Annotated in this window: 18 protein-coding genes; 13 read left to right on the plus strand and 5 right to left on the minus strand. The window is 38.4% G+C overall.

Annotated features, from left to right (window positions below; genetic code table 11):
- Positions 1-6: 6 nt before the first annotated feature.
- Positions 7-276, minus strand: a complete 270-nt coding sequence (locus tag RFW85_RS02320) for a hypothetical protein (RefSeq protein WP_309171092.1) — start codon at positions 274-276, stop codon at positions 7-9.
- Positions 277-731: 455 nt separating this feature from the next.
- On the opposite strand from RFW85_RS02320, the gene RFW85_RS02325 reads away from it, so the two are divergent.
- The 13 genes from RFW85_RS02325 (at position 732) to accC (ending at position 18,707) form a co-directional block, all read left to right on the plus strand.
- A complete protein-coding gene (locus RFW85_RS02325) occupies positions 732-1,322 on the plus strand; it encodes an ANTAR domain-containing response regulator (protein WP_001125253.1) in 591 nt (196 codons plus the stop codon).
- A complete protein-coding gene (locus tag RFW85_RS02330; protein WP_086265632.1) occupies positions 1,323-2,333 on the plus strand; it encodes an ABC transporter substrate-binding protein in 1,011 nt (336 codons plus the stop codon).
- A 625-nt stretch (positions 2,334-2,958) separates the two neighbouring features.
- Positions 2,959-3,963 carry a 2,3-diaminopropionate biosynthesis protein SbnA gene (gene sbnA / locus RFW85_RS02335; RefSeq protein ID WP_309171093.1) on the plus strand — a complete coding sequence of 335 codons (1,005 nt, stop codon included), beginning with the start codon at positions 2,959-2,961 and terminating at the stop codon, positions 3,961-3,963.
- 21 nt (positions 3,964-3,984) lie between these two features.
- Positions 3,985-4,998: a 2,3-diaminopropionate biosynthesis protein SbnB gene (gene sbnB, locus RFW85_RS02340; RefSeq protein WP_170248187.1), complete on the plus strand. Its 1,014-nt coding sequence runs from the start codon at positions 3,985-3,987 to the stop codon at positions 4,996-4,998.
- 71 nt (positions 4,999-5,069) lie between these two features.
- Positions 5,070-6,710 (plus strand): IucA/IucC family protein, encoded by a 1,641-nt coding sequence (locus RFW85_RS02345; RefSeq protein WP_170248232.1) that lies wholly within the window; start codon positions 5,070-5,072, stop codon positions 6,708-6,710.
- Positions 6,711-6,713: 3 nt separating this feature from the next.
- On the plus strand, positions 6,714-7,919 hold the full coding sequence (locus tag RFW85_RS02350) for an MFS transporter (RefSeq protein WP_170248186.1): 1,206 nt from the start codon (positions 6,714-6,716) through the stop codon (positions 7,917-7,919).
- Entirely contained in the window at positions 7,916-11,443 is a 3,528-nt protein-coding gene (locus RFW85_RS02355; protein WP_170248185.1) for an IucA/IucC family siderophore biosynthesis protein, read from the plus strand. The genes RFW85_RS02350 and RFW85_RS02355 overlap by 4 nt, the downstream gene beginning before the upstream one ends.
- Positions 11,436-12,206 carry an HpcH/HpaI aldolase/citrate lyase family protein gene (locus tag RFW85_RS02360; protein ID WP_170248184.1) on the plus strand — a complete coding sequence of 257 codons (771 nt, stop codon included), beginning with the start codon at positions 11,436-11,438 and terminating at the stop codon, positions 12,204-12,206. The genes RFW85_RS02355 and RFW85_RS02360 overlap by 8 nt, the downstream gene beginning before the upstream one ends.
- A gap of 158 nt (positions 12,207-12,364) precedes the next feature.
- Positions 12,365-14,599, plus strand: a complete 2,235-nt coding sequence (locus RFW85_RS02365) for a TonB-dependent receptor (protein WP_170248183.1) — start codon at positions 12,365-12,367, stop codon at positions 14,597-14,599.
- A gap of 269 nt (positions 14,600-14,868) precedes the next feature.
- Entirely contained in the window at positions 14,869-16,194 is a 1,326-nt protein-coding gene (locus RFW85_RS02370) for a Y-family DNA polymerase (protein WP_170248182.1), read from the plus strand.
- Between the two features lie 235 nt (positions 16,195-16,429).
- The gene (aroQ, locus tag RFW85_RS02375; protein WP_005068810.1) at positions 16,430-16,885 is read left to right on the plus strand and encodes a type II 3-dehydroquinate dehydratase; all 456 of its coding nucleotides are present in this window, start codon (positions 16,430-16,432) and stop codon (positions 16,883-16,885) included.
- A 17-nt stretch (positions 16,886-16,902) separates the two neighbouring features.
- Entirely contained in the window at positions 16,903-17,322 is a 420-nt protein-coding gene (gene accB / locus RFW85_RS02380) for an acetyl-CoA carboxylase biotin carboxyl carrier protein (protein WP_000354611.1), read from the plus strand.
- Positions 17,323-17,339: 17 nt separating this feature from the next.
- Positions 17,340-18,707 (plus strand): acetyl-CoA carboxylase biotin carboxylase subunit, encoded by a 1,368-nt coding sequence (gene accC, locus RFW85_RS02385; protein WP_002115704.1) that lies wholly within the window; start codon positions 17,340-17,342, stop codon positions 18,705-18,707.
- A 45-nt stretch (positions 18,708-18,752) separates the two neighbouring features.
- Here the strand turns inward: accC and RFW85_RS02390 are convergent, their stop codons facing one another.
- The 4 genes from RFW85_RS02390 to RFW85_RS02405 all read right to left on the minus strand — a co-directional run.
- Positions 18,753-19,256, minus strand: a complete 504-nt coding sequence (locus tag RFW85_RS02390; RefSeq protein ID WP_170248181.1) for a hypothetical protein — start codon at positions 19,254-19,256, stop codon at positions 18,753-18,755.
- A 155-nt stretch (positions 19,257-19,411) separates the two neighbouring features.
- Positions 19,412-20,578 (minus strand): MFS transporter, encoded by a 1,167-nt coding sequence (locus tag RFW85_RS02395; RefSeq protein ID WP_171545230.1) that lies wholly within the window; start codon positions 20,576-20,578, stop codon positions 19,412-19,414.
- Between the two features lie 571 nt (positions 20,579-21,149).
- The gene (locus RFW85_RS02400; RefSeq protein WP_170248180.1) at positions 21,150-22,178 is read right to left on the minus strand and encodes a spore coat U domain-containing protein; all 1,029 of its coding nucleotides are present in this window, start codon (positions 22,176-22,178) and stop codon (positions 21,150-21,152) included.
- Positions 22,169-23,687: fimbria/pilus outer membrane usher protein (locus tag RFW85_RS02405; protein WP_309171094.1), on the minus strand; the 1,519-nt coding region annotated here is incomplete at its 5' end. The genes RFW85_RS02400 and RFW85_RS02405, both read right to left, overlap by 10 nt.

Consider the following 23,687-nt stretch of genomic DNA (forward strand, 5'->3'; position numbering starts at 1 on the left):
TTCTCCTCAAATCACGTTGCTTTTAAGCTGCGTTATTGCGTTCTCAAATAGACGTTGTTTTTTTGCCTTGTGTTCTACCGAGAAGCGAATCAATCTCACAAAGCATTTAGCTGCTTGGAATCCATTTTTCCCACTCGTTAATGACACCCAATGCACAGCAAAGTCATAAAAAGAAATAAAAAAAGCGAGCCCCCTCATAGAGAAGGCTCGCATCGCTGGAACTGAAAAATTAAATAATTCAGATGTAACTTTTTTATGCAATAAAAATAAAGACATGGCCTTCACTCCGACTGAACGTAAATTCTTTGTGTGTACAGTTGCACTCACAAATTCGATCAGAACGGACATCGTTGGCCGTCTTTAAAACTTATGGTCGTCTTCGACCTGTAATTAAGTAAGCATTTTGCATGCCAATTGTTTTAAAATTCGAAATTAATAATTTTTATATTTATTTTCATATAGATATAATTTTCCTGCTTCTCATATAAAAATAATGTCTTATTCAATTTGCACCAAAGCTCTATACTTAAATGGTTTAAATAGAAATACGTCTTGCCACAAAATGAATCGTCTTCTTGCACCAATATTGATCATATCGATTTTTTGACTTCTTAAATTGCCAATAAATCCTGATTTTTAGTTTAGTTTTGGATGGCACTAATCTTGCTTAAAAATTGATAACAAAAAACGCGTCGAATTGGCGCATTTTCTTAGCCTGATTTTCTGACCTTATGCCAAAACTCAAAATAGCTCTTATTGATGATGATCATGCGCGGGCCGACTATATAAAAAACAGTCTGCTTGAAAATGACTTTGAAGTGGTTGCCTGCCTTACTTTGGACCACTTGAATATTTTTCGTCTTGAAGATTTACAAGCCGATGTGATCTTGCTCGATATGGATCATCCTCATCGTGACATTATTGAAAGTTGTGTGAGTAGTTATGACCTGCCAACCGTTCTATTCACTAAAAATTCAGATAAAGACACCATCAAACAAGCCATAGATGCAGGAGTAACTGCTTATATTGTAGATGGCATAGACCCTGCCCGCTTACATACCATTTTAGAAATCTCGATTGAGCAATATAAAAAGCATAAAAAGCTTGAAGGTGACTTAAAAGAAGCTCAAACCAAATTGGCAGATCGTAAAGATGTTGAAAAGGCCAAAGTATTACTCATGCAACTGCATGGCTTACCTGAAGATACAGCCTTTCAATTACTCAGGAAAAATGCCATGAGCCATCGTATAACCATTGGGGAAATGGCGAGGCGTTTACTTGATGCCCAAAAATTACTAAATGATCAACTAAAGGATGAATAAATGAGCACATTAGAAAAGACTCAATTGCAACTCGGCTATATTCCTTTACTTGATTGTCTTGCATTGCTTTGGGCAAAACAGCAAGGTTTCTTCGAAGAAGTCGGTTTAGATGTTACTTTAGTTAAAGAAGCATCATGGGCAAGTCTACGCGACCGTTTGGCTTTTGGCTTATTGGATGCCGCACATTGTTTATCTGCCATGCTTCCTGCCGCAGCAGTGGGTGCCGACCAAATTGGTATTGCACTGCAAACTCCTCTCATTTTAAGTAAAAACCGTGCTTTTATTAGCTTAAGCCAAAAATTAATTCATCAACTGGCTATTAAAGAAAATGAGGATGCTCAAGCAACAGCTCTAAAAGTAACTCAATACATTCAAGCAGATCATCCTTTGTCCTTAGCCCATGTATTTAAACATTCAATTCATCATTATTGTTTAAGAGAATGGCTCGCTTTGGCAGACTCTAAAATAGCTCAAACGCTCAAGCTCAAAGCACTTCCACCACCATATATGGTCGAAGCTTTAGATAACCATGTGATTGATGGTTTTTGTGTAGGAGAGCCTTGGAATACACAAGGCGAACTTTTAGGTCTAAGTAAAATCGTATGCTCAAGTCAGGACATTATTCCCAATGTGGCAGATAAAGTTCTCGCGGTAACTCAAGAGTGGGCTGAACAGCATCCTCAAACTTTAATTGCACTCACAACAGCAATTATGAAAGCTCAAAAAGAATTAAGTGACTTGAAAGATTTTGTACCTGTCTTAAAGTTATTGGTCGAGTTTGGAATTGTCCGATTTCATTGTTCTGAAGAAGTGCATGTCGATAAATATTATATGATTCAAAATATTGTAAAGCATTTGGTTAAAGAAAATGCTGCCCCTCAACCTGAAGACTTTCATTGGCTATTTGAACAAATGCAAAAATGGGAAAAACTTCAATTAACCCCTGCTCAAATCATAGAACTAAGTAACCAATGCATCAATCTTGATTGCTACAATCAAGCTAAGCACTAAGAAATACTAAAACTCAATCATCATAAAAAAAGCTGTCTTTTTAACAAAGACAGCTTGAAAGACCCATAAGACAAATGCGTTATACGCATTACTATATTTAAAGGACTCAACCCATCTATTAAATATAGTTCTTATGGTTTCGATCATAACCAACTAAAACTTATCATTTTCAGACATTTCCATATCAATAACTGCCACTTAATCAATTTCAGCTCATTATTCAAAGCATCTTAAGTCAGTCTTTAAATACTTTTCTCTTTTTTAAGCCTTAAATCTATCTATGATCTCTACAAAATAGTGATGTACAAAGGATGTGGATCAAGTCATAAATTTCATTTTATTTCTTCAAAATAATTTCTCGCATCTGTCTTAATTAAATTAATTTTTTTAGCCCTAAAGTAATTTATTGCCTATGTCGTTATATTTAAAAAGATTTATTTATTAATCCTTTTGTAAAACTTAAATATTACGATTCAAATAATTACACAAAAAAAATTAGTGAAAAATCCTCTAAGTCCCTCCCTTTTTGAGTTACAAACCGCAACAATCATGGCACAAATGGTAATAATAATTTAATTAATAATCATTATCATTCACATCACATAAAAACCTGAGAAGGTCTACCATGATCCATGAAAATATTCTCGAATGCATAGGTAAAACGCCACTATTACAACTATCAAGGCTGTTCACGCATCAATCAGTCTCAGTGATTGCGAAAATGGAATTGTTAAACCCAGGAGGAAGTATTAAAGACCGTCCAGCATTATTCATGCTACAGGAAGGCCTAAAATCTGGAGTCATTAATAAAGATAGTCATATTGTTGAAAGCTCATCAGGCAACTTAGCGATTGCGCTTGCAATGGCTTGCAAAATATATGGATTAAAATTTACTGCCGTTATTGACCCCAAAATTGCCTCAGCAAACTTACAAATGTTGAAGCTTTATAAAGCCAATATCGAGATGGTCTCTGAAAAAGATCAAAACGGCGGTTATTTAAAAACCAGAATTGACACTGTAAAGCGACTCTGCCAACAGCTTCCAAATGCTGTTTGGATTAATCAGTATGCAAACCCAAATAACTGGAAAAGCCATTATTTTGGAGAAGCAGAAGAAATCCTAAATCAAATTGATCGCAAGATTGATTACCTCGTGATTGGAGCAAGTACCTCCGGCACGATTATGGGCGTATCTCGTCGCCTTAAAGAAAAGTTCCCGGAATTAAAAGTCATCGCAGTCGATATTGTCGGCTCTGTCTTGTTCGGTGGCACATCTGGTCCACGCGAAATTCCCGGTATTGGTGCAAGTACAGTCCCACCGCTGCTCTCCCCCGATGAAATTGATGATGTCATTTATGTAGATGACTATGAATCGGCACTCGGTTGCCGAGAACTCCTTGAGCATGAAGGAATTTTTGCAGGTGGTTCAAGCGGCTCATCTATTTCAGCCATCAAAAAACTGATTCCAACCATTCCTGATGGATCATGCATCTTAACGCTGTTGCCCGATCGCGGCGATCGTTACCTCGATCTGGTTTATGAAGATGAATGGTTCGAAATGATCAAGAAGCGTCACTTCAATCGAAACGTACGACGCCAAGAAAACCTTACTTTACAAAATGTTGTTTAACCTTCTCCTTAGGAAATATTCATGAGCAATTTGGCTACCCTTCGCTATTTAAGTCAATCAGATTTATTAAATCTTGGCGCAAATCATAGTAATTCATTTATTGAAGCGATTACTGAAGGCTTAACCTTGCATGCAAATAAGCAGTTTGTACAACCCTTAAAACCTTATCTTCGCTGGCAAGGTGCAGACCATATTGCCGACCGTATTATCGCAATGCCTTGTTATTTAGGCGGCAACGACCCGATTGCCGGAATCAAATGGATTGGTTCAAGACAACATAACCCTAAAAAATTCAATATTCCGCGTGCCAGCGCACTGATTGTTTTAAATGACTCAGAAACAAATTATCCAGTTGCAGTGATGGAAGGCAGCCTCATCAGTGCAATGCGAACTGCTGCAATTACCGGTGTTTCGATTAAGTATCTAGCGAAAAAAGACTTTACAGACATTACCGTGATTGGCTGCGGACCAATTGCACAAATGCAGATTAAGACTGTGCTTGAACAATATGCTCAAGTGAAAAAAGTACATTTATTTGATGTAAACCCTGAAGCAGCTGAAAAACTCAAAGCACTGTTCTTATCGGAATATCCACATCTAGAAATTGAAATTCATAACAGCGCAAAGTCTGCGATTCAGCAAGCCGATGTCCTCATTACCTGTACCGTTTCAGATAAGCCTTACATTCCTTTTGAGTGGCTAAAAAAAGGCTGCTTTGTTTCAAACATTTCAATTATGGATATCGAGCCCGAAGTCTTCTTAAAAGTGGACAAAGTCATTGTGGATGACTGGGACCAATCAAACCGAGAAAAGAAAGTCATCAACGTGCTGGTTGAGGATGGCTTATTCAGCCGTGAAAAACTACATGCTGAACTTGGCGACATCATTATTGGTCATAAAAACGGCCGCGAACACGAAGATGAAATCATTTTGCTCAACCCAATGGGCATGGCGATTGATGACATTGTTTGCGCTAAATGGTTCTTCAATGCCGCACAAGAACAAAACGTTGGCACGGTTCTACCACTTTTATAAGAATAGGAATAACTAAAATGTTAGATCGGATTTACACAGCACAACTACAAAAAACAATAGATGCCCTCTACATGGAGAATTATGGAGATTTTAAAGATCATATTTCCTATAAAAAGCCTTATCTGGCAATTACTCTAAATGATGAGTTGGAACTCTATTTCAGCTGTTTAAAAGTAGATGGTGTAAATCCTTTCTATGTTACTCAACCGGAAGTTTTACTTCATAACGTCTTGAGTAATACAACTTCTAAAATTTCTATTTCTGAAGTATTTACCTATTTAACAAAAGCCTCTTGGTGGCCTTCACCGCATCATCAAAAAGCGATTGATTATTGGCTCGACAACTTAGTAACGGCTGAAAAAATCCCTCAGATTTTGCAGTTAGCACTTTCATTTTCTTCGCCTTTAATCAAAAGCGAGTTGCTATCGCTGGTAGCTGATCGTCCATTTCATCCATTCGCTCACTCAAAAGGTGAACTTGCACCACTCACAACTCAAAAAGAAATTAAGGTGTATTGGTGGGCATTTAAGAAAGATGACGTGATCAATAATATGGAATCGATTCCTCATAAAGAGCTTCTGTTAACAGAAGTTGAGGAAAGTCTTATTGCTGAAAAAATGGCCGAGCTTTCAGATGAATACTTAGCACTTCCTTTATTAGAGACTCAACATCGCTATTTAAAATTTGAAGAAAATAAGTATGACGGTATTGACCTGAACCATGTCACGACAATTGGTTTACCGACTTCATCTTTAAGAACTCTCATTCATAACGCAAACCCTAATCTGCATTTAAAACTATCAACAAATGCCAAAACATTAGGTGCGATCCGTTCTATGCCTGGACGTTATTTAATGAATGGGCATACGGCTTACGATTTTTTAAATGAAGTCATTAATGAAACGCCTTTATTAAAAAACCGACTCTTTCTGAGTAACGAAACTCACTGGTGGGTACTGGGTAAACAAGAACACATTGTAAAAAATTTAGGTGTAATCGGTTGCCAAGTCAGACATCTACCCGACTTTTGCCAAGATAAAAACGTCACACCAATTACCATGTCGGCTTTAAGCTGCATCTATGTTGACCCTTGGGAAACTTTAGGCGTTGAAGGTGATAAATGGTCATTATTAAAAGACCTCAGTGTCCATTTTATTCAAACATTCTTAACGCTTTGGTCGAAAGGAATCATGCCTGAATGCCATGGGCAAAACACTATGGTGTGTTATGAAAATAATAAGTTCAAATGCTTTATTTTGCGTGACCACGATACCTTAAGAATATGTACACCAGCCATTGAAGAAAGTGGGTTTACTCCTCCAACCTATACCATCGACACGAGCACGCCAAACAATCTTATCTTTAGTAAGAATGAAGACTTATTTAACTACTTCATCACATTAGGGATTCAAATTAACCTCTACCCAATTGCTTTAGCTACCTTGAAATATACAGATCGTTCAGAAAGCGATTTCTGGGAAATGATTCAAGACATTATTCAGAGTTTTGTAGAAACCCAACCGATTTCAGAACAGACAAAATCCCAGATTCAAACCTATCTTTTTGACAATAAGACTTGGCCGTTCAAACAGCTACTTACACCTTTACTCGCTCAAGAAAGCGACTCAACAGGAATGCCAAGCAAAATCGGAACCACGTCAAACCCTTATCACAGCTTATCTGTTTCTAGCTATGAGACCATGGATATCTAAATCATGCGCTCATCTCGCCTAGATCATTTCATTATTTTGCTCTGTCAGTTTTTTTCCACTTTCGGGCTCATGGTGCTTATTCCGATCATGCCGCTTTATATGGAAAAACTAACGGCGCATATGAGTGCTCCCACAATCTGGGCAGGTTTGGCACTCGCGGCTCCAGCCATTGGTAGTTTATTTACCGCACCAATTGTGGGGCACCTATCCGACACATTCGGCCATAAAAAAGCCTTGTTACTTTCTCTGGCTGGCTTCTGTATTTCAATACTGCTCATGGCGAGCGCCCAGCATTTATACCTATTTATTTTTGCGCGGATTTTGCTCGGTTTTTGCGGTCTTTCCGTCATTTTGAATGCCTATGTTTCATATCTTTCGAATGAACAACAACGAGGTGCCGCTTTTGGACAACTACAAAGTAGTGTTGCGCTAGCTTGCCTATGTGGTCCCGTGCTCGGCGGTATATTTATGGACCACTGGCGGGTTGAAATATTACTTAATGCAACTGCATTTATTGTAGTTATATTAATTGTGATCGCATCCTTTTTATTAGCCAATCCAGTTAAAACTGAGGCTGTAAAAACCAAAGAAAAATCTAAAATTCCAGACTTTTTTGATAGAACAATTTTTTCTTGGTTGAGTGCCGGCATCTTGGTGCAAGCCGGTGGTTTTGGTTTAGTGTCTTGCTTCGTTTTATACATTAGTGAAATAAGCCAAAACATTCACTCATCGTTATCTGCTGCAAGCTTAACAGGCACAATCCATGCACTTTCATGGGGAGCTGCTTTTATTGCGGCAACCTATTGGGGAAAAAGAAATGATGACAAAGGAGATTCTTTTAATAATTTTATCTATGCCTCTTTAATTTGTGGCATCACGATTTTCGCATTGATATGGGTTTCGAATCTCTGGCTCATTCTCGTATTACGACTCATACAAGGTTTTTGCTTTGCAGCGCTTATTCCTTCGATCTTACACACGATTTCTCTAAAAGCTGGCACTCAAAGCCAAGGAAAAGTGATCGGCATTTCTAACAGTGCCTTTGTCTTAGGCCAACTTTTTGGTCCGATCACCATCACGCTTACCTACTCATTTTTCAATATTACAGCCGCATTAATCTGCACTTCTTTATTTTTTATTGGTGCGGGATTAGTGGTGATTTTGAACAGATTCTTAATGGATACAATTTTAGAAGAGGCACAAGAATGAACTCAATTATTACAACCGATGCATGGTCTTATAAACTTTTCGAACAGTACCTGAATACTTTCTTTCGTGAACTTAAAGTAGATCTTGAAAAGCACATTATCCCAGCTCAAGACTCTCCTTTATTTACACAAGATGCGGAACAGCCGAACTCGATCTATTTTTCTTACACGTTTAATGCGTCTAATACGATTGTTTATGGAGCAGTTCAACACTTCTCAACCACTGGCTATCATCGATATCAACGTAGCTTTGCTCTGCAAAACTTAAGCGAAAATACATTTGACTCTCTAACTGATCCTAAAAAGTTAGTGAAGCTCATTACCGATGAGTTAAATAGCTTATTTAAAGACAAAAACCAGAACAAGAACCTTTATTCCGATATTGCCAATAGTATAGAGAACACAAAATTCTTTTTAGAAAATAGACCATCTCAAACAACATCTAATGCAGTAAGTGGTTTTCAGGCTACTGAACAAGGCATGTTATATGGCCACCCTTTTCATGTCACCTCTAAAGCCAACTTAGGCTTTTCTAAAGAAGACATGAAAAAGTATAGCCCTGAGTTAGACGCAAGTTTCCAGCTACACTACTTCGCGATTCATTCTTCTTTAATCGAAAAGCTAGTCAGCGAGACCGAACCTTCTCACCGTATTGAAGATGAAGTTTTAGAAACTGCGAAAGAGCGTTTGCAAGAAAACTTAGCAAATTATGAGCTTATGCCGACCCACCCTTGGCAAGCCAACTTCTTAGTTCAACATCCATCTTTAAAGAAATATTTAGACAGTCAAGAGATCATACATCTGGGTGCATTAGGCCAAACCGTATGGCCAACCTCATCAGTTCGCACAGTCTGGCTGCCTCAATCGAACCTATTTTTAAAACTCTCAATTGACGTGCGTATTACCAGTTTCATTCGTAATAACCCAATGGATGAAATGGAAAGAGCTATTGATGCAAGCAAAATTATTATCAATCACAAGATTAATGAACAATATCCTGACCTTGTGATTCTGCCGGAACTAGAAGCAAGAACAGTCAAAATTCCAGAGCTTGAAAGTTCATTTGGCATTATTTATAGAGCTGGACTCACACCTGATGTATTAGAAAATACCAGAATGCTCGGTGGCCTAGTTGAAGAAAATGAGCACCATGAAACTCCTCTACTAAGCTTTATTCAACAAGCTGCACCCAACCAAAATTTACAAGCACCTGATGCAAAAGACTTCATTACTTTTTGGTGGAAACAGTACGTTAAAGTTTCACTCATTCCATTAATTGAATTGTTTGCAAACAAAGGCATTAGTGTAGAGGCGCATATGCAAAACAGTTTAATGGAATTTAAAAATGGCTATCCACATCGCCTCATTCTTAGAGATATGGAAGGCATTAGTATTGTTCCAGAAATGATAGAAGATGACTCATCTATTTCTGAAGATAGTACCGTTTGGTTCTCTCAAAAAGATGCATGGACCTTTTTAAAATATTACCTCGTCATCAACCATATTGCGCATCTCATCAGCGCAATTTCACGAGTTACGGTTATTGAAGAAAGCGTGCTATGGCAAGCCACTCGCCTTACGCTCACTAAAGAAAGCTTTACCGATAAAGGTCAGCACTACCGCGATTTATTAATTAATTCACTCACACTACCAATCAAGGCAAATATGTTAAATACGCTCTACCACAGTGGTGGCAATCCAATCTGGATTGAAGTTGAAAATCCTATTTATAAATATCGCGGTGCAGAGGCCCTTTGCTCTCTTCAACCGACACAGCAAGCCAACTATAAGACTCTTGCAGAAAATCGAGTGATGGGCCAATTATTAGAAGCGCTTATTTTTGAAAATACGTTTAAATATGAACTTTCTAAAGGTCAGATCAAGTTTTATATTTCCGATACAGTTTTCTATACATGCGCAGCTAAACGACATTTCAGCTTTAAACGAATTAAGCTAGATCCTTCAAGCTTAGTCCGTTCTGATATTACTTTAGGCGCTGAAACTCGTCCTAACTTAAAAATGCTACTTGCCGATCTAAAAAATATTATTGAAGCTGACCCAGTTAAATGGCAAAACTTTAATGATGAACTCAATTTAACTTACGTTAAACATGCGCAGACTTTGAGCCAAGCACCTGCCCAACCTTTAAGAACTTTGCCTTATTTAGAACAAGAAGCAAGGATTACAAATGCGCATTTATACCATCCAAGCTTTAAGTCTCGTATCGGCTTCGATTTAAAAGAAAATCAAAAATATGCACCTGAGCTTTCTGAAGGTTTTACGGTTAAATGGGCAGCGACTCATAACAGTTTATGCAAACTGGTTTTAAGTGAAACCATTAACTTAGAGCAGCTTTATAAGCAGCATTTTTCAGAAAAAGATCTACAAACTATTAATGATCAATTGAAAGAGCAAAATGTAGATTTTAAAGATTATATCCTGACCCCAATTCATCCATGGCAGTGGGATAAAATTATTGAATTATATTATCAAGATGCAATCAGCAACCAACTGATCATTCCGTTAGATATTGAAGGTCCGACTTACTTACCGCAACAGTCAATTCGAACCTTATCGAATATTAGTGATATCTCGGCGCTTTCTCTCAAGTTGGCAATGAACTTAGTCAATACTTCTACCTCTCGTGTATTGGCACCACATACCGTTCAAAATGCGGCAAAAATGAGTGATTGGCTTTATAACATTGTTGAACAAGACCCTATTTTAGAAAAACAGCGCAAGCCTGTTATTTTAAGAGAGATTGGCGGCCTTTCAGTGAACCAGCAAATTGCGCTACCTGTTCAATACGGCGCACTCGCCTGCATTTGGCGCGAAAGTATTTACAGCTACTTAAAAGAAGGCGAATCGGCAACGCCAGTAACAGGACTAATGCAAGTTGATACGGACCAAAAACCGCTAATCGATGAGTGGATTCAAGAGTACGGTATCGAGTTCTGGTTAGAAAAATTACTCACCAATGCTTATTTACCAATCATGCATATTTTATGGTGCCACGGCCTCGCTTTAGAGTCACATGCACAAAACATGGTACTGATTCATAAAAATGGCTTACCCGTTAAAGCTGCATTGAAAGATTTCCACGATGGAATTCGTTTTAGTCGTCATCTTTTACGTGAGCCCGAGCTTTTACCTAACTTACAAGATGCACCAAAAGAACATGCCAAGATTAACCCGAACTCGTTCTTGGAAACCCATTCTCCAAATGAGTTAAGAGATTTTACCCAAGATGCGCTTTGGTTTGTAAATTTGGCAGAGTTAGCGATTTTCTTAAATGAACATTATGACTTCGATGAAATCAAATTCTGGACCATGTTAAGAACCATCATCAATCAACATAAAGAAGCTCACCCAGAGTTTGCAGAGCGATATGAATTGTTTAAATTTACAGATGACACCATCGATATTGAACAGCTTGCAAGCCGCCGTTTCCTTCCGGAAATTCGCTTAAGAGTACAAACCACGCCGAACCCGCTCAGCCTCATTAAGGAAATTGAATATGAATAAGCATTCGATTTCTTTTAAGAAACGAATAGCAAATGGAGAGATGCTTTACGGAATATTTTGTTCCGTAGCTTCTCCGATTAATGTCGAGCAACTAGCACTTGCGGGCTATGACTTTATTATTATCGACTTGGAACACACTTTATTCAGTACATCCCAAGTCGAGATCATGATTTTAGCCGCTAGAGCCATGAATCTTGATGTTTTTGTCAGAGTTCCTCTAAGCGCTAACCATCTAGTACTACCTCTGCTCGATGCAGGGGTAACGGGTATTGTTTTCCCGCGTATTGAAAATGCCCAGCAGGCACGAGAAGCTGTGAATTATTGCCACTATATGCCGCTTGGTCAAAGAGGACTGAATTCGACAAGGTTGAATCGATACGGCATGGATGATTTAGCTAGTTTTGTTCAACACGCAGCAAGCGAAACGGTTGTCATTGCTATGATTGAAAGCTTGGAAGGATTAGGACAGCTTGATGAAATTTTAAAAGTTGAAGGTATTGATATTATTCTGGAAGGTGCTGCCGACCTTTCTCAATCTATGGGAATGCCTTGGCAAACCAGCCATCCAAAAGTGAAAAAAAAAGTTCAAGAGATGTATGCAAAGACTAAAAACAGCCAAAAGCATTTCTGCGCAATTCCCCGAAAACCTGAAGATATTGCTGCTTGGAAACAACAATCTGTTCAGCTTTTTGTACTTGGAGATGACCGAAGCATTATTCGCCGTGCTCATCAAAACCACCTCAATACTTTTAAGAACACCTAATCACTGTTCAAACCCTTTTAGGGGAATAAATACCTATTCCCCTAAAAGGGTTTGAATAAATTTCAAATATATTATTTTAAAGCAATTAATAATATTGTTAATTACAATGATTCTCATTTATAATCCTGACAATTTAAAATCACTCTCAGGGCGAGACAATGGGAAATAAGAAGAGTAATAAGCTTTTTACGAGGAAGTCTGAAGTAAAAAATATCATTCCAGTCCTTTCACTTGGTGGGGCCATCTTTCTCTCAAACTCGGCCTTTGCAGCCTCAGCCTCTGAGACAACAGATGTTGAAAAAAAGCCTGAAGCTCTCCCGACAATTACAATTACTGCTTCACGCGCAGATGAACTCTCTACCTCTGCCAAACAAGTCACCAAGCTAGATGAGAAACAAATTGAACTTTTAAGAAATGGTTCATCTGGAAGTATTGCGACTGTTTTAGCAAAAGCCGTACCGGGTTTGTCCGATTCAAGCCGCACCATTACCGATTACGGTCAAACCTTACGTGGTCGTAATGCCCTCATCTTAGTCGATGGCGTGCCGATGAACCTTACACGTGACACATCACGCGGACTTTCAGCAATTGATCCTGAAAGTATTGCAAATATTGAAGTGATTCGCGGCAGTAACGCAATTTATGGTGGCGGTGCTGCGGGCGGTATTATTTCAATTACTACAAAAGCTGCGGGCGGTGAACCTACAGCTAAAACCGTGGTTGGGCTTCAAACACCTTTAACAAATTTCCGTTCTAATGCTTTAAGTGGCGATATTCACCAATATTTCACAGGTAGCTTTAATGCCTTTGATTACGCGTTCGACTTTGGTTATCAACGTATTGGTAGCCCGTACGATGCAAGTGGTGACCGTGTTGCACCAGAACCAAGTCAGGGTGATTTATATGACTCCGATGGCTACAGCGTAGGCGGTAAGCTTGGTTACCATATTGATGACAACCAATATCTACAATTCGCTGCAAATTACTATAATGCTGAGCAAGATTCAGACTATGCATCTGATCCAAGTGTTAAGAATGCCGCTGCTGGAACTGTACCAGCAAAAGCAATTAAAGGCTTAAAGCTCAAAGACCAAAATAAAAATGAAAACCAGATATACAATTTGACTTACAACCATAAAGATTTTTTTGGCAATAAGGTTGATGCTCAAATTTATTACCGCGACTTCTTTACACGTTTTTCACCGTTTGATGCGCGTGGAAATGCGAATCGTGGTAAGCAAGTCGATCAGATTTATCAAGAAAATAACGTACTCGGTAGCCGTTTAACTGTGACCACACCACTTGAGTTCTTAGGTGATACATCATTGGTTTGGGGTGGTGACTTTAGCCGCGAAAAAAGCGAAATGCCTTTAGATATTTTCGATCCTGACATTTATGATCAATCTGGTGGCTTAGAGTTTGTAAAAATTGGCAAACTTACTTATTTACCTGAACTCACCACGCAAAGTATGGGTGGTTTTATACAGTTAAAACACCGCTTTAATGACCAATGGTCAGCAGAAGCTGGTACGCGTTATGAAGACAGCTATGCCCAAATTGATAGCTTTGTTCCTTTATCACAATTAGGTAAGCCCAACCCTTACACCGTCGAGGGCGGAAAAGTGAAAGCTGATGCATGGTTGTACAATGCTAACGTGACTTTCTCTCCAAATGACAAACACTCGATTTATGCATCTTTTAACCAAGGTTTCCAATTACCTGATGTTGGTTTGATTATTCGTAATGCTGGTGAAGGTTTTAACCTTGGTTCGTCATTCTTAGAACCCGTGAAAGTAGATAACTACGAGTTAGGCTGGAAAGGGAACTTCAATAACTTCTCTTCAAGTTTAGCGGTCTTCCACTCCACTTCCGACCTAGGTGCTGTGCAATCGTTCAACAATGGTTTAGTACTCGCTAGAACCAAAGAAAAAGTCACTGGTATTGAAGCAACTTTTGATTATCTTGATGATGCCAATGTTTGGGGAACTGGTGGTAGTGTTACGTGGATGAAAGGCCGTGAAAAACCTCAAAACGGTGCTGAACAAGACATGACAGGTTTCCGTATTCCACCATTAAAACTCACAGGTTATATTTCTTATAGTCCAACGGAAACTTGGACGAATCGTCTACAAGCCACTTACTTTGGTTCAGAAGATTACCGCTTAAATGGCAAAAATAGTTTTGGTCGCTATGATGTAAAAACTTATACAACAGCAGATTTAATCAGTAGCTTTGCGCTTAACAAAAAAGACACTGTGACGATTGGTTTAGAGAACATGTTTAACCGCAAGTATTATCCTCTCTATAGCCAATTATTACGAACTAGCGATAACACTAGCCATTTAGTGGCAAATGGTGCAACGCTTAAAGTAACTTATAGTCATAAGTGGTAATCAAAAACTGACGTTGAATGTGTCATAAAAAAAAAGGAGATCGATGCGATCTCCTTTTTTTTAAAAATATTAAAACCTTATCTATTTTTTCCATGGTTAACCTAAGTTAAACCCACAGAACCACCCTAGCATTCTGCTAAAAATTTTGTTAACTTGATTTTGTTACATATTCAAAATCCAACTTTTCATTTCACACTCCACATCGCTGTGTTTATGAAAACCCATACAAATATGTAGCTTTACCAATATTTTTAATGGGGCGAATCATAATGGAAATCTCACACCGCGAAATTTATGCGCTTGTAGACATTAATAACTGTTATGTCAGTTGTGAGCGACTATTTAACCCAAAACTTATTGGCGTGCCTGTCGTAGTACTTTCTAATAACGATGGATGTGTTGTATCACGCAGTGAAGAAGCAAAAAATATGGGTATCAAAATGGGTATCCCATGGTATCAAATCGAACAAGAAGCTCTTCAAGCAGGTGTACACGTCTATTCAAGCAACTACACTTTATATGCTGAAATGTCACGTCGCTTTTTTTCAATTCTTGGTGAGTTTTTCTCGCCCGATGATTTAGAAGCTTATTCTATTGATGAATGTTTTATTCGTCTTACCCCTTACCTTCAATCTCTAGATATCCATTCTTACTGTGTCAAAGTCGTAGAAACCTTAGAAGAATGGCTAAGCTTACCTTGTTGTATTGGCATCGGATATTCAAAAACTCAAGCAAAATTAGCCAATCACTATGCTAAAAAAATTAGAAGCTTTAATAGAATCTGTAATTTCACCACTTTAGATCCTTTGCTTCTTGAAGACCTCATGCAACACACTTCAGTCAAAGAAGTCTGGGGAATTGGCTATCAATTAGTCAAACAATTACGAAGTTATGAGATTTACTCATGCTTAGACTTAACTTTTGCCAATGAGCATCATCTAGCAAAAGCTTTTTCTGTGGTTATGGCACGTACCATTCGTGAGCTAAAAGGCCAATCCTGTATTCAACTTGACGATCCTGCTATCATCACAAAACGAATTTTGGCATCACGTAGTTTCGCTCAAGCTTTATCCAGCATTGAGATTATTAAACAAGCGCTTATTTTTCATCTTAACCGAGCTCATCGCCGCTTAATGAAACAAGAACAGCTGTGCGCCTGCGTTCAAGTCATGCTTTATGAAAAAACAGATAAACCACCTTATAAAAAAGCATCTTCTCAGGCGATAGGCCTAAATTATGCAACAGATGATTTATGCATATTAACAAAAGCAGCTATGCAACAAATTGATGTTTTATATAAAGAAAATAAAAAATACATTAAAATTGGAGTCTTATTTTGTGGTTTGCATCCCCGTCAACATCACATTGATGATTTATGGCAACCTCTTGAGTTGATTCAGCAAAGACAACAATTAATGCAAACGCTCAGCACAGTTCGTAATCGATTCGGTAGTCACTATTTACAAGTCGGTTATCATTCCCGTAGTCCATCTTGGCATATGAAACAATGCCACCGTTCAAAAAATTATCTAACTCGATGGAATGAGCTATTAGTGATTGGAGAGAACTCTATAGCCGTTACACAAAATACATGAACTGTTTTTGTCAATTCAGTTTAAAATAAGATCCATAAAATTACTTGAAATTTTGTCATTTTTTAACATTGCTAAATCATCGCAAAATTTACAATATATAAGCCGAATTTGGTGTACCCTTTCTGCGACAATAAAAACAAATTATAAAAAAATTGTAGAAACATATGCCATAATAAGCAAACTTTGCAGACATCTTGCAAAGAATATTTGCAACTTTAGAGCTGGAGCAATCTGAATGAGTTCGACCATTTTGGTGATTCATGGACCGAATTTGAATTTGCTGGGAAAACGCGAACCAGAGGTATATGGTCATCTTACCTTAGATGATATTAACCAACAACTTATTAGCCAAGCTCAACAAGCTTCAATCACATTAGATACTTTTCAAAGCAACTGGGAAGGTGCCATTGTTGATCGTATTCATCAAGCACAAACTGAAGGCGTAGAACTTATTATTATCAACCCTGCAGCCCTCACCCATACATCTGTTGCTCTACGCGATGCCCTACTTGGCGTTGCGATTCCATTCATCGAAGTACATTTGTCGAATGTCCATGCAAGAGAGGCATTCAGACATCATTCTTATTTATCTGATAAAGCAATTGGCGTGATTTGTGGTTTAGGTGCAAAAGGCTATCGTTTTGCACTCGATTACGCTATTGAAAAAATTCAACCATCTAACCCAAACTAGTTTAGGAATAGTCGCCCATGGATATCCGCAAAATTAAGAAACTCATCGATTTAATGATTGAGTCTGACTTGCAAGCGATCGAAGTTAAAGAAGGTGATCAATCAATCGCTTTAACTCGTCGCAATCCTGTCGTTGCTGCGGCTGGTGTAGCACTTCCGGCTGCTCCTGTTGCAGAAGCACCAGTTGCAAAAACACCACGTGGAGCAGTTGAAACTTCTCCAATGGTTGGCGTGTTCTACGCTGCTCCAAGCCCAGGTGAAGCACCATTTGTTAAAGTAGGTCAAACAGTATCTGCTGGTGAAACTTTGGGTATTATTGAAGCAATGAAAATCATGAACCCAATTGAGGCAACTCAAAGTGGTGTGATCGAAGAAATTTTAGTGAAAAATGGTGAAGTTATCCAATTCGGTCAACCTTTATTCCGTTATCGCGCGTAATTACCCCGGGGACGTCTATGTTGCAAAAAGTTTTAATTGCAAACCGTGGTGAAATCGCTTTACGTATTACCCGGGCTTGTAAAACATTAGGAATCAAGACTGTTGGTATCTATTCAGATGCCGATAAGGATTTGATGCATTTACGTTTTGTTGATGAAGCAGTATGTATTGGTCCGGGCGCAAGTAGTGATAGCTATTTAAATATCCCGGCAATTATTACTGCTGCAGAAATTACCGGTGCTGATGCTATTCACCCGGGTTATGGTTTCCTTTCAGAAAATGCTGAGTTTGCTGAAATTGTAGAAAGCTCAGGCTTTACTTTTATTGGCCCACGTCCAGAACATATCCGCCTTATGGGGAATAAAGTTTCTGCGATTGTTGCCATGAAAAAAGCTGGCGTACCTACTGTACCAGGTTGTGACCACGCAGTAACCATCCACAATGCCTTGGCAGAAGCGAAAGAAATCGGCTTCCCGCTTATTGTTAAAGCGGCTTCTGGTGGTGGTGGACGTGGTATGCGTATTGTTGAGCGTGTAGATACACTCCTTGAATCAGTTCAAGCAGCGCAGCGCGATGCAGAAATGTGGTTCGGTGATGATACCGTTTACATGGAACGCTTCTTACAAAAACCTCGCCATGTCGAAGTTCAAGTTCTTGGTGATGGTAATGGTCATGCAATTCATTTATATGACCGCGACTGTTCATTACAACGCCGCCATCAAAAAGTACTAGAAGAAGCACCTGCACCAAACCTACCAGAGCAAGCTCGAGCTGATATCTTAGAAGCTTGTGTTCATGCATGTCAGTTGATGCAGTATCGTGGTGCGGGTACGTTTGAATTCTTATTTGAAGATGGTGAATTCTTCTTTATTGAAATGAATACTCGTGTTCAAGTAGAGCACCCTGTAACTGAAATGGTTACTGGTGTTGATATTATTGAACAACAGTTACGTATTGCAGGCGGTCTAGGACTAGAGCTTCAACAAGAAGATATCAAAGTTCAAGGACATGCAATTGAATGCCGTATCAATGCAGAAGATCCAACAACGTTCTTACCGTCACCAGGTAAAATCGAAAGCTTCTATGCGCCAGGCGGTGCTGGTATTCGTTTAGATTCTCATATCTACCCAGAATACAGCATTCCACCTTACTATGACTCTATGATTGCTAAATTGATTTCTCATGGTAAAGACCGTGAAACTTCAATTGCTCGTATGCGTCAAGCATTAGATGAAATGATCCTTACAGGAATTAAAACAAATATTCCTCTGCATAAAGATCTTATTTTGCAAGATAAAAGCTTCTGCTCTCAAGCAATGGATATCCATTACCTTGAAAAACACTTGTTAAAGCAAGTTGAAGAAAAGAAAGCTGAAACTGCATAATAAAAAAGCCTCTTATTTTTAAGAGGCTTTTTTATATCTATAATTTTATGGTAACACTCTACGCAAAGTCGCAAAGCACTGCTCACCTTTAGCTGTCGAGCAAAAATTGATTGTATGGTCGTTTTTCCATTGTACAAAATATTGTGATACATCACCTGTTTGGTCTTGTTTCTGACCAGAACAATCTACTTTATTATTATCAAATTTAATTTGCATCACTAAAGCAGCTAGCTGTTCTTTAGGATCATCAGATGGTTGGTATTCATAGATACCATAAGACCATTCCTGACCACTTTTAATCACTACATCATTACTACTACGAAAGTTATAATATTCTACACATTTTTTATTATTTGGAATTTCCATTCCCCATAATCCCATAATTTCAGGTCGCGTAACAATACGTATAGCATTAGGATTACTTGCAGTCCGAACTGGTTGTTCGACTGGCTTCTCTGTTACTGTTTCTGCCACAGCTAAACCAGAACAAACCCACAATAATCCAATAATATAAATATTTTTCATAGATTTATTAATCATTAAACGCATGGAGTTAAGTTAGCATATTTTTTTAGAAAATCATTGCTCCATAACCATATAAAAACAATATTTTTCAACCGTAACATGTGACTATATCTCATCAAACAATTTTATGTTTACTTGCTTTTTTCAATATAAATTCTGTGTTTTGCATGATCTCAAGCTTAGGTGGTTGAAGAATCGACCTGTTTCGGAAGCCACTTTACAAAGCACAAACCTAAGAGCACAACCACACTGGCACACATAAAGATGAGTTCACCAGAAAAAGTTTTCCAGAAATGCCCAGCCAGAACACTACCAAAAGCTACACCTAACCCCCACATGGTGCTATAAAGTGCTTGTCCACGCCCTTGCTGTCCAGCAGAGAAGTTTTGAAAAATAACTCTCATTGCAATCAAGTGAAATAAACCAAAACTAAAGGCATGTAAACACTGCGCAAAAAGTTGACCAATAAAATAATGTGAAAATACTGCAACTAGCATCCAACGTATACTCGTCACCAGCAGACACACAACGACTAAACTGCACCACGAAAAGCGTTGAAAAATCTTTGAGGCAATTGAAAACATAAAAATTTCAGCAAAAACGCCCATGGCCCATAAAAATCCAATTTCAGTCGTACTGAAATTCAAAGATTTCAGAAAATTACTATAAAAACTATAAAAAGGCGCATGTGAAAAAAGTAGAATAAATTCAATTGCAAAAAATGCAGCCACTGTTGGGCGCTTAAGAACAGGAAGTAAAGGTTCTAAATATTTTTGGGAAGTAGGCGCGCTATCAGGTTCGCGGATTGTGAAAGACCAAATAAACGCTAGTGACGCGATAATTAATAGTAAAATTGGAAGCATTGAAATATGCACTATTTCTAAAATAGCCCCAATAGTGAATACCCCAACAATAAACCCAACCGATCCCCACTTACGAATTTTGCCGTAAAGTTTAGCTTTTTGATCACCCAACCAAAATAAAGTCACTCCCTCAAATTGAGCTAAAATCGCATTTTGAAAGAAACTAAAAATAAGCATAAGCAAAGCAACTGATTGAAAAGTATTTGGCACTATAAAAATAGCTAACCATATACAAGATTCCATCCAAGTTGCTATCCGAACAAGTAACATCCGCTTACCAGATTTATCAGCAATCCAACCCCAAACTAAAGGCGCAAAAAAACGCGTTACAATCGCAATTGATGATAAAACACCAATTTCTTGATAATTAAATCCCTGATCTTGGAGATATAAATTCCAATACGGCATGAATGTGCCAACAATGGAATAGTAGAAAAAGTAAAATCCACCGAGTCGAGTTTGGATAGTAAGTGGTTGAAACAATTTACAAACCTTTGTATTTTCATGAGGTTAAAATTCGGGATAGCTGTCACACATATAGACATTTGTCTTTAGTACTACTAAGCATCCACAAATTTCAATTCGTAGATTCACCGAATAAAATACAATTAAACATATCAGAGCATCTCAGCCTTTCAATTTTAACACTTTGTTTTCCAATACAAATAATTAAATGATTGATAAGACAAAATAAAGAAAGAAAAGAGAACTGTAATTTAATTTGTACAATCTGTTAACTTGTGTAAAAATACATTTAATATTCACAAGGTATATATTTATCAGATGTTTTTTCTTATTTTTTTAATTTGTCTTTTTCTGTTTTTACTCATCCTGAAACAACATTATCGCTAACCACTTATCATCCCTACTTTTTTAAACTTATCTGCTTCTTTTAAATTAGAACAATTAAACATCAAATTTTATAAACAAAGCCCTTTTTAAACTACACCTTTAAGTCAAGCCTAGCTTAAATATCAATTTTAAAAACTAATTATTATTCATCTCCGCCAATCAAAACATTGGCAAAATATCCAATCTTAGAATCAAAAAATTCTTAATAAGTTACTGTAACAACGATCGTATCTGAGTAATTACCCGGAGCTGTTGCAATAGTAGTACCTTGCGGAATTTTTCCATAGACATTTGTACCCTGAGAACTGCCCGAACCTGTTTTAGAAACACCTCCAGAACCTCCAACTGCGCTTACACCACCAGTAGTATCCCATACCGTAATATAATTCGAGTTCTGATATAACTGATACTGAATGTACTGACCACTACCATTTGCCATTTGCCTAAAGCCACCGGCAATACGGTTATTTCCATCCCCCAAATAAATACTATATGGCAGTCCATTATTACAGGTCGTATTCACCACTCCTTGAGCTGTATAATCACGAGTAGTCTTACCAATATCATTAATATTTCCAAAATCGACATTTGATGTTGAATCTATTTGACACAAACTTGGCACAACATAATTAGCAGTTATAGTGGTATTACCCGAGTCCCAACCTCCACCACTATCCCCCTCACACACAGTGCTAGAGCTTGCTTGCATGTCCCAAAATAGCTGAACCGTACCCGTATAGGTTCCTTTAGGATATGCCATGAGCGAACCCGTACGAGCTGGTACTTTTATATTTACTGAGTAACTTATAACCTTCTTTGAAGAGACTGTTCTCACTGGCCCATACCACACATTGGAGGTTTGATTCGTGGTAGAAGAGCCTGCTCCACCTACACTTGCAGTTACCGTATAGGGTAATGAAACATTATTATTACTACTCGTGGTTCCAGTAAAAACGGTTTTCATACACATATAACCTGAAATTTCTGGTGTTGAACGTGCTCCATAACAACGTATTGTCCCAGTGTATGTCAGTACTGCATCACTGTTAATTGTTGCAGCAGTGTATGTATATGTGCCAGAATTTGGCGCTGTAGCTGTGCAATCTGCATGGGCGGAATTAAAAAATGTAAAGATCAGGCATAGCAAACCCGTTCCCAAAAAATATTTCAGGATAAATGAAAGTGCTCTAAATGTTGTCGGTTGGTTAAAGCTAGCAATATTTATCGACATACATAAGGCCCCAATTTTTTAGCACTGTATTGCTTATTTTCATACGCAAAAACAACTTGGCATGAACCATGATCCAGAAGATCAACTTCAAGTTTGTTTTGCTTTAACAGGTTTGGAATAAATACTTCACCGTCGTAGCCAACCACCCCATCTTGCTGACTATTAATTTGAACGGCATAACCCGGCATTAACGGTGAATTGCTTTGATCAACAAGTTTCACTAACCCTGAAATGACCTGATGAGCACCGAAGTCAACCAAGGTTCCTTGGCGGTAACCTACAAACGCTGTCTGATTCGTAGAGCTAACTTCCCACTCTAAAGGTAAATATGATGGGTCTAGGTAGATATGATGAGACATGTAGGGTCTTAAATTCGCAATTAAGAATCGGCCAGACTTATCGGTCGCACCTAAATTAACACCACCATTTATAATTTGGCTTTGTGGTCCTGCATTAATCACAACTGCGTAGCCGTCTCCAATTTCATTAGCCGCAAAGATACGTCCCGCCGCAGCAACCAATGAACCTGTCGCTGAAAGTGCAACCTGATCGTTATCTCCAAATCGGTTATAACGTCCCGTCAGGTAAGCCGCTCGTGCTCGGTAAGACGCATAGACCGATGCATTGTTTTCTTTTGCATCCTGATCTCGCTCAACATAGCCACCCCAGCCAAATGAACCAATTTGGGGTTCTGACAAACCGAATATTTCTTGGCGGTACCGTAGGCTACCGCTGTCACTAGATACACTCGTGATCGCATTCACTTTACTGGACGGGGTATATCGCAGCGCAAAGTAAACTCCATAGTCCTTGTGGTTTTCATAATCTTTATACGCTGATGCATAAAAACCCCAGTTCTTGTCCAGACTTCCACTTAAATTGGTAGACAGTAATTTATAGGAGTTATCGCTATATTTGATCTGGTTATAACCCAGATAAACCCCGTAACCTGCATAAAAGTTATAGTTAATCCCTGCCCTAAAAATCTCATCTGCCAGTGCGCTGTAGTTCAGATAGTTCTGTGACTCGGCATTGATCTGGTTATCTTTTAAATATCTCACTTGAGACACACGGGCAAGGTCAAAGTAGTTATCGAATACTTTGCGGTAACTGGTGTTAAAGGAAATATTCTTGCTAATACGCCCTTCTAAACCGACTAAAGCAGAATAACCGTTTTCATCTTTATACTGGCTCGCTGCAATGTCGGCATTGATCACACCAATACCCAAAACATTTTTGGCAAATCCTGTGCCGAGATTCGACAGGCCATCTGTTGAAGCTTCTGCCCCACCGCTTAAGGTCAGTGAGTTGCTGTAGCCGTATCGGATCGCACCTGAGGCAAAGGTGGCATCGTCATAATCATTTGAATAGAGTCCATAGTTGTAGCGTGGAATACCAACATCTACTGAAAACTCATTTATGCCTTTTGCCAGAATCTTAGATGAAAAATAGTAAGGCTTTTTGGTAATGCTCTGCTTTCCGGTTGCATCGGTAGTCACAAGGGTGACT

Origin of the sequence: Acinetobacter sp. 12966 (assembly GCF_031196995.1) — a bacterium.
GTDB lineage: Bacteria > Pseudomonadota > Gammaproteobacteria > Pseudomonadales > Moraxellaceae > Acinetobacter > Acinetobacter geminorum.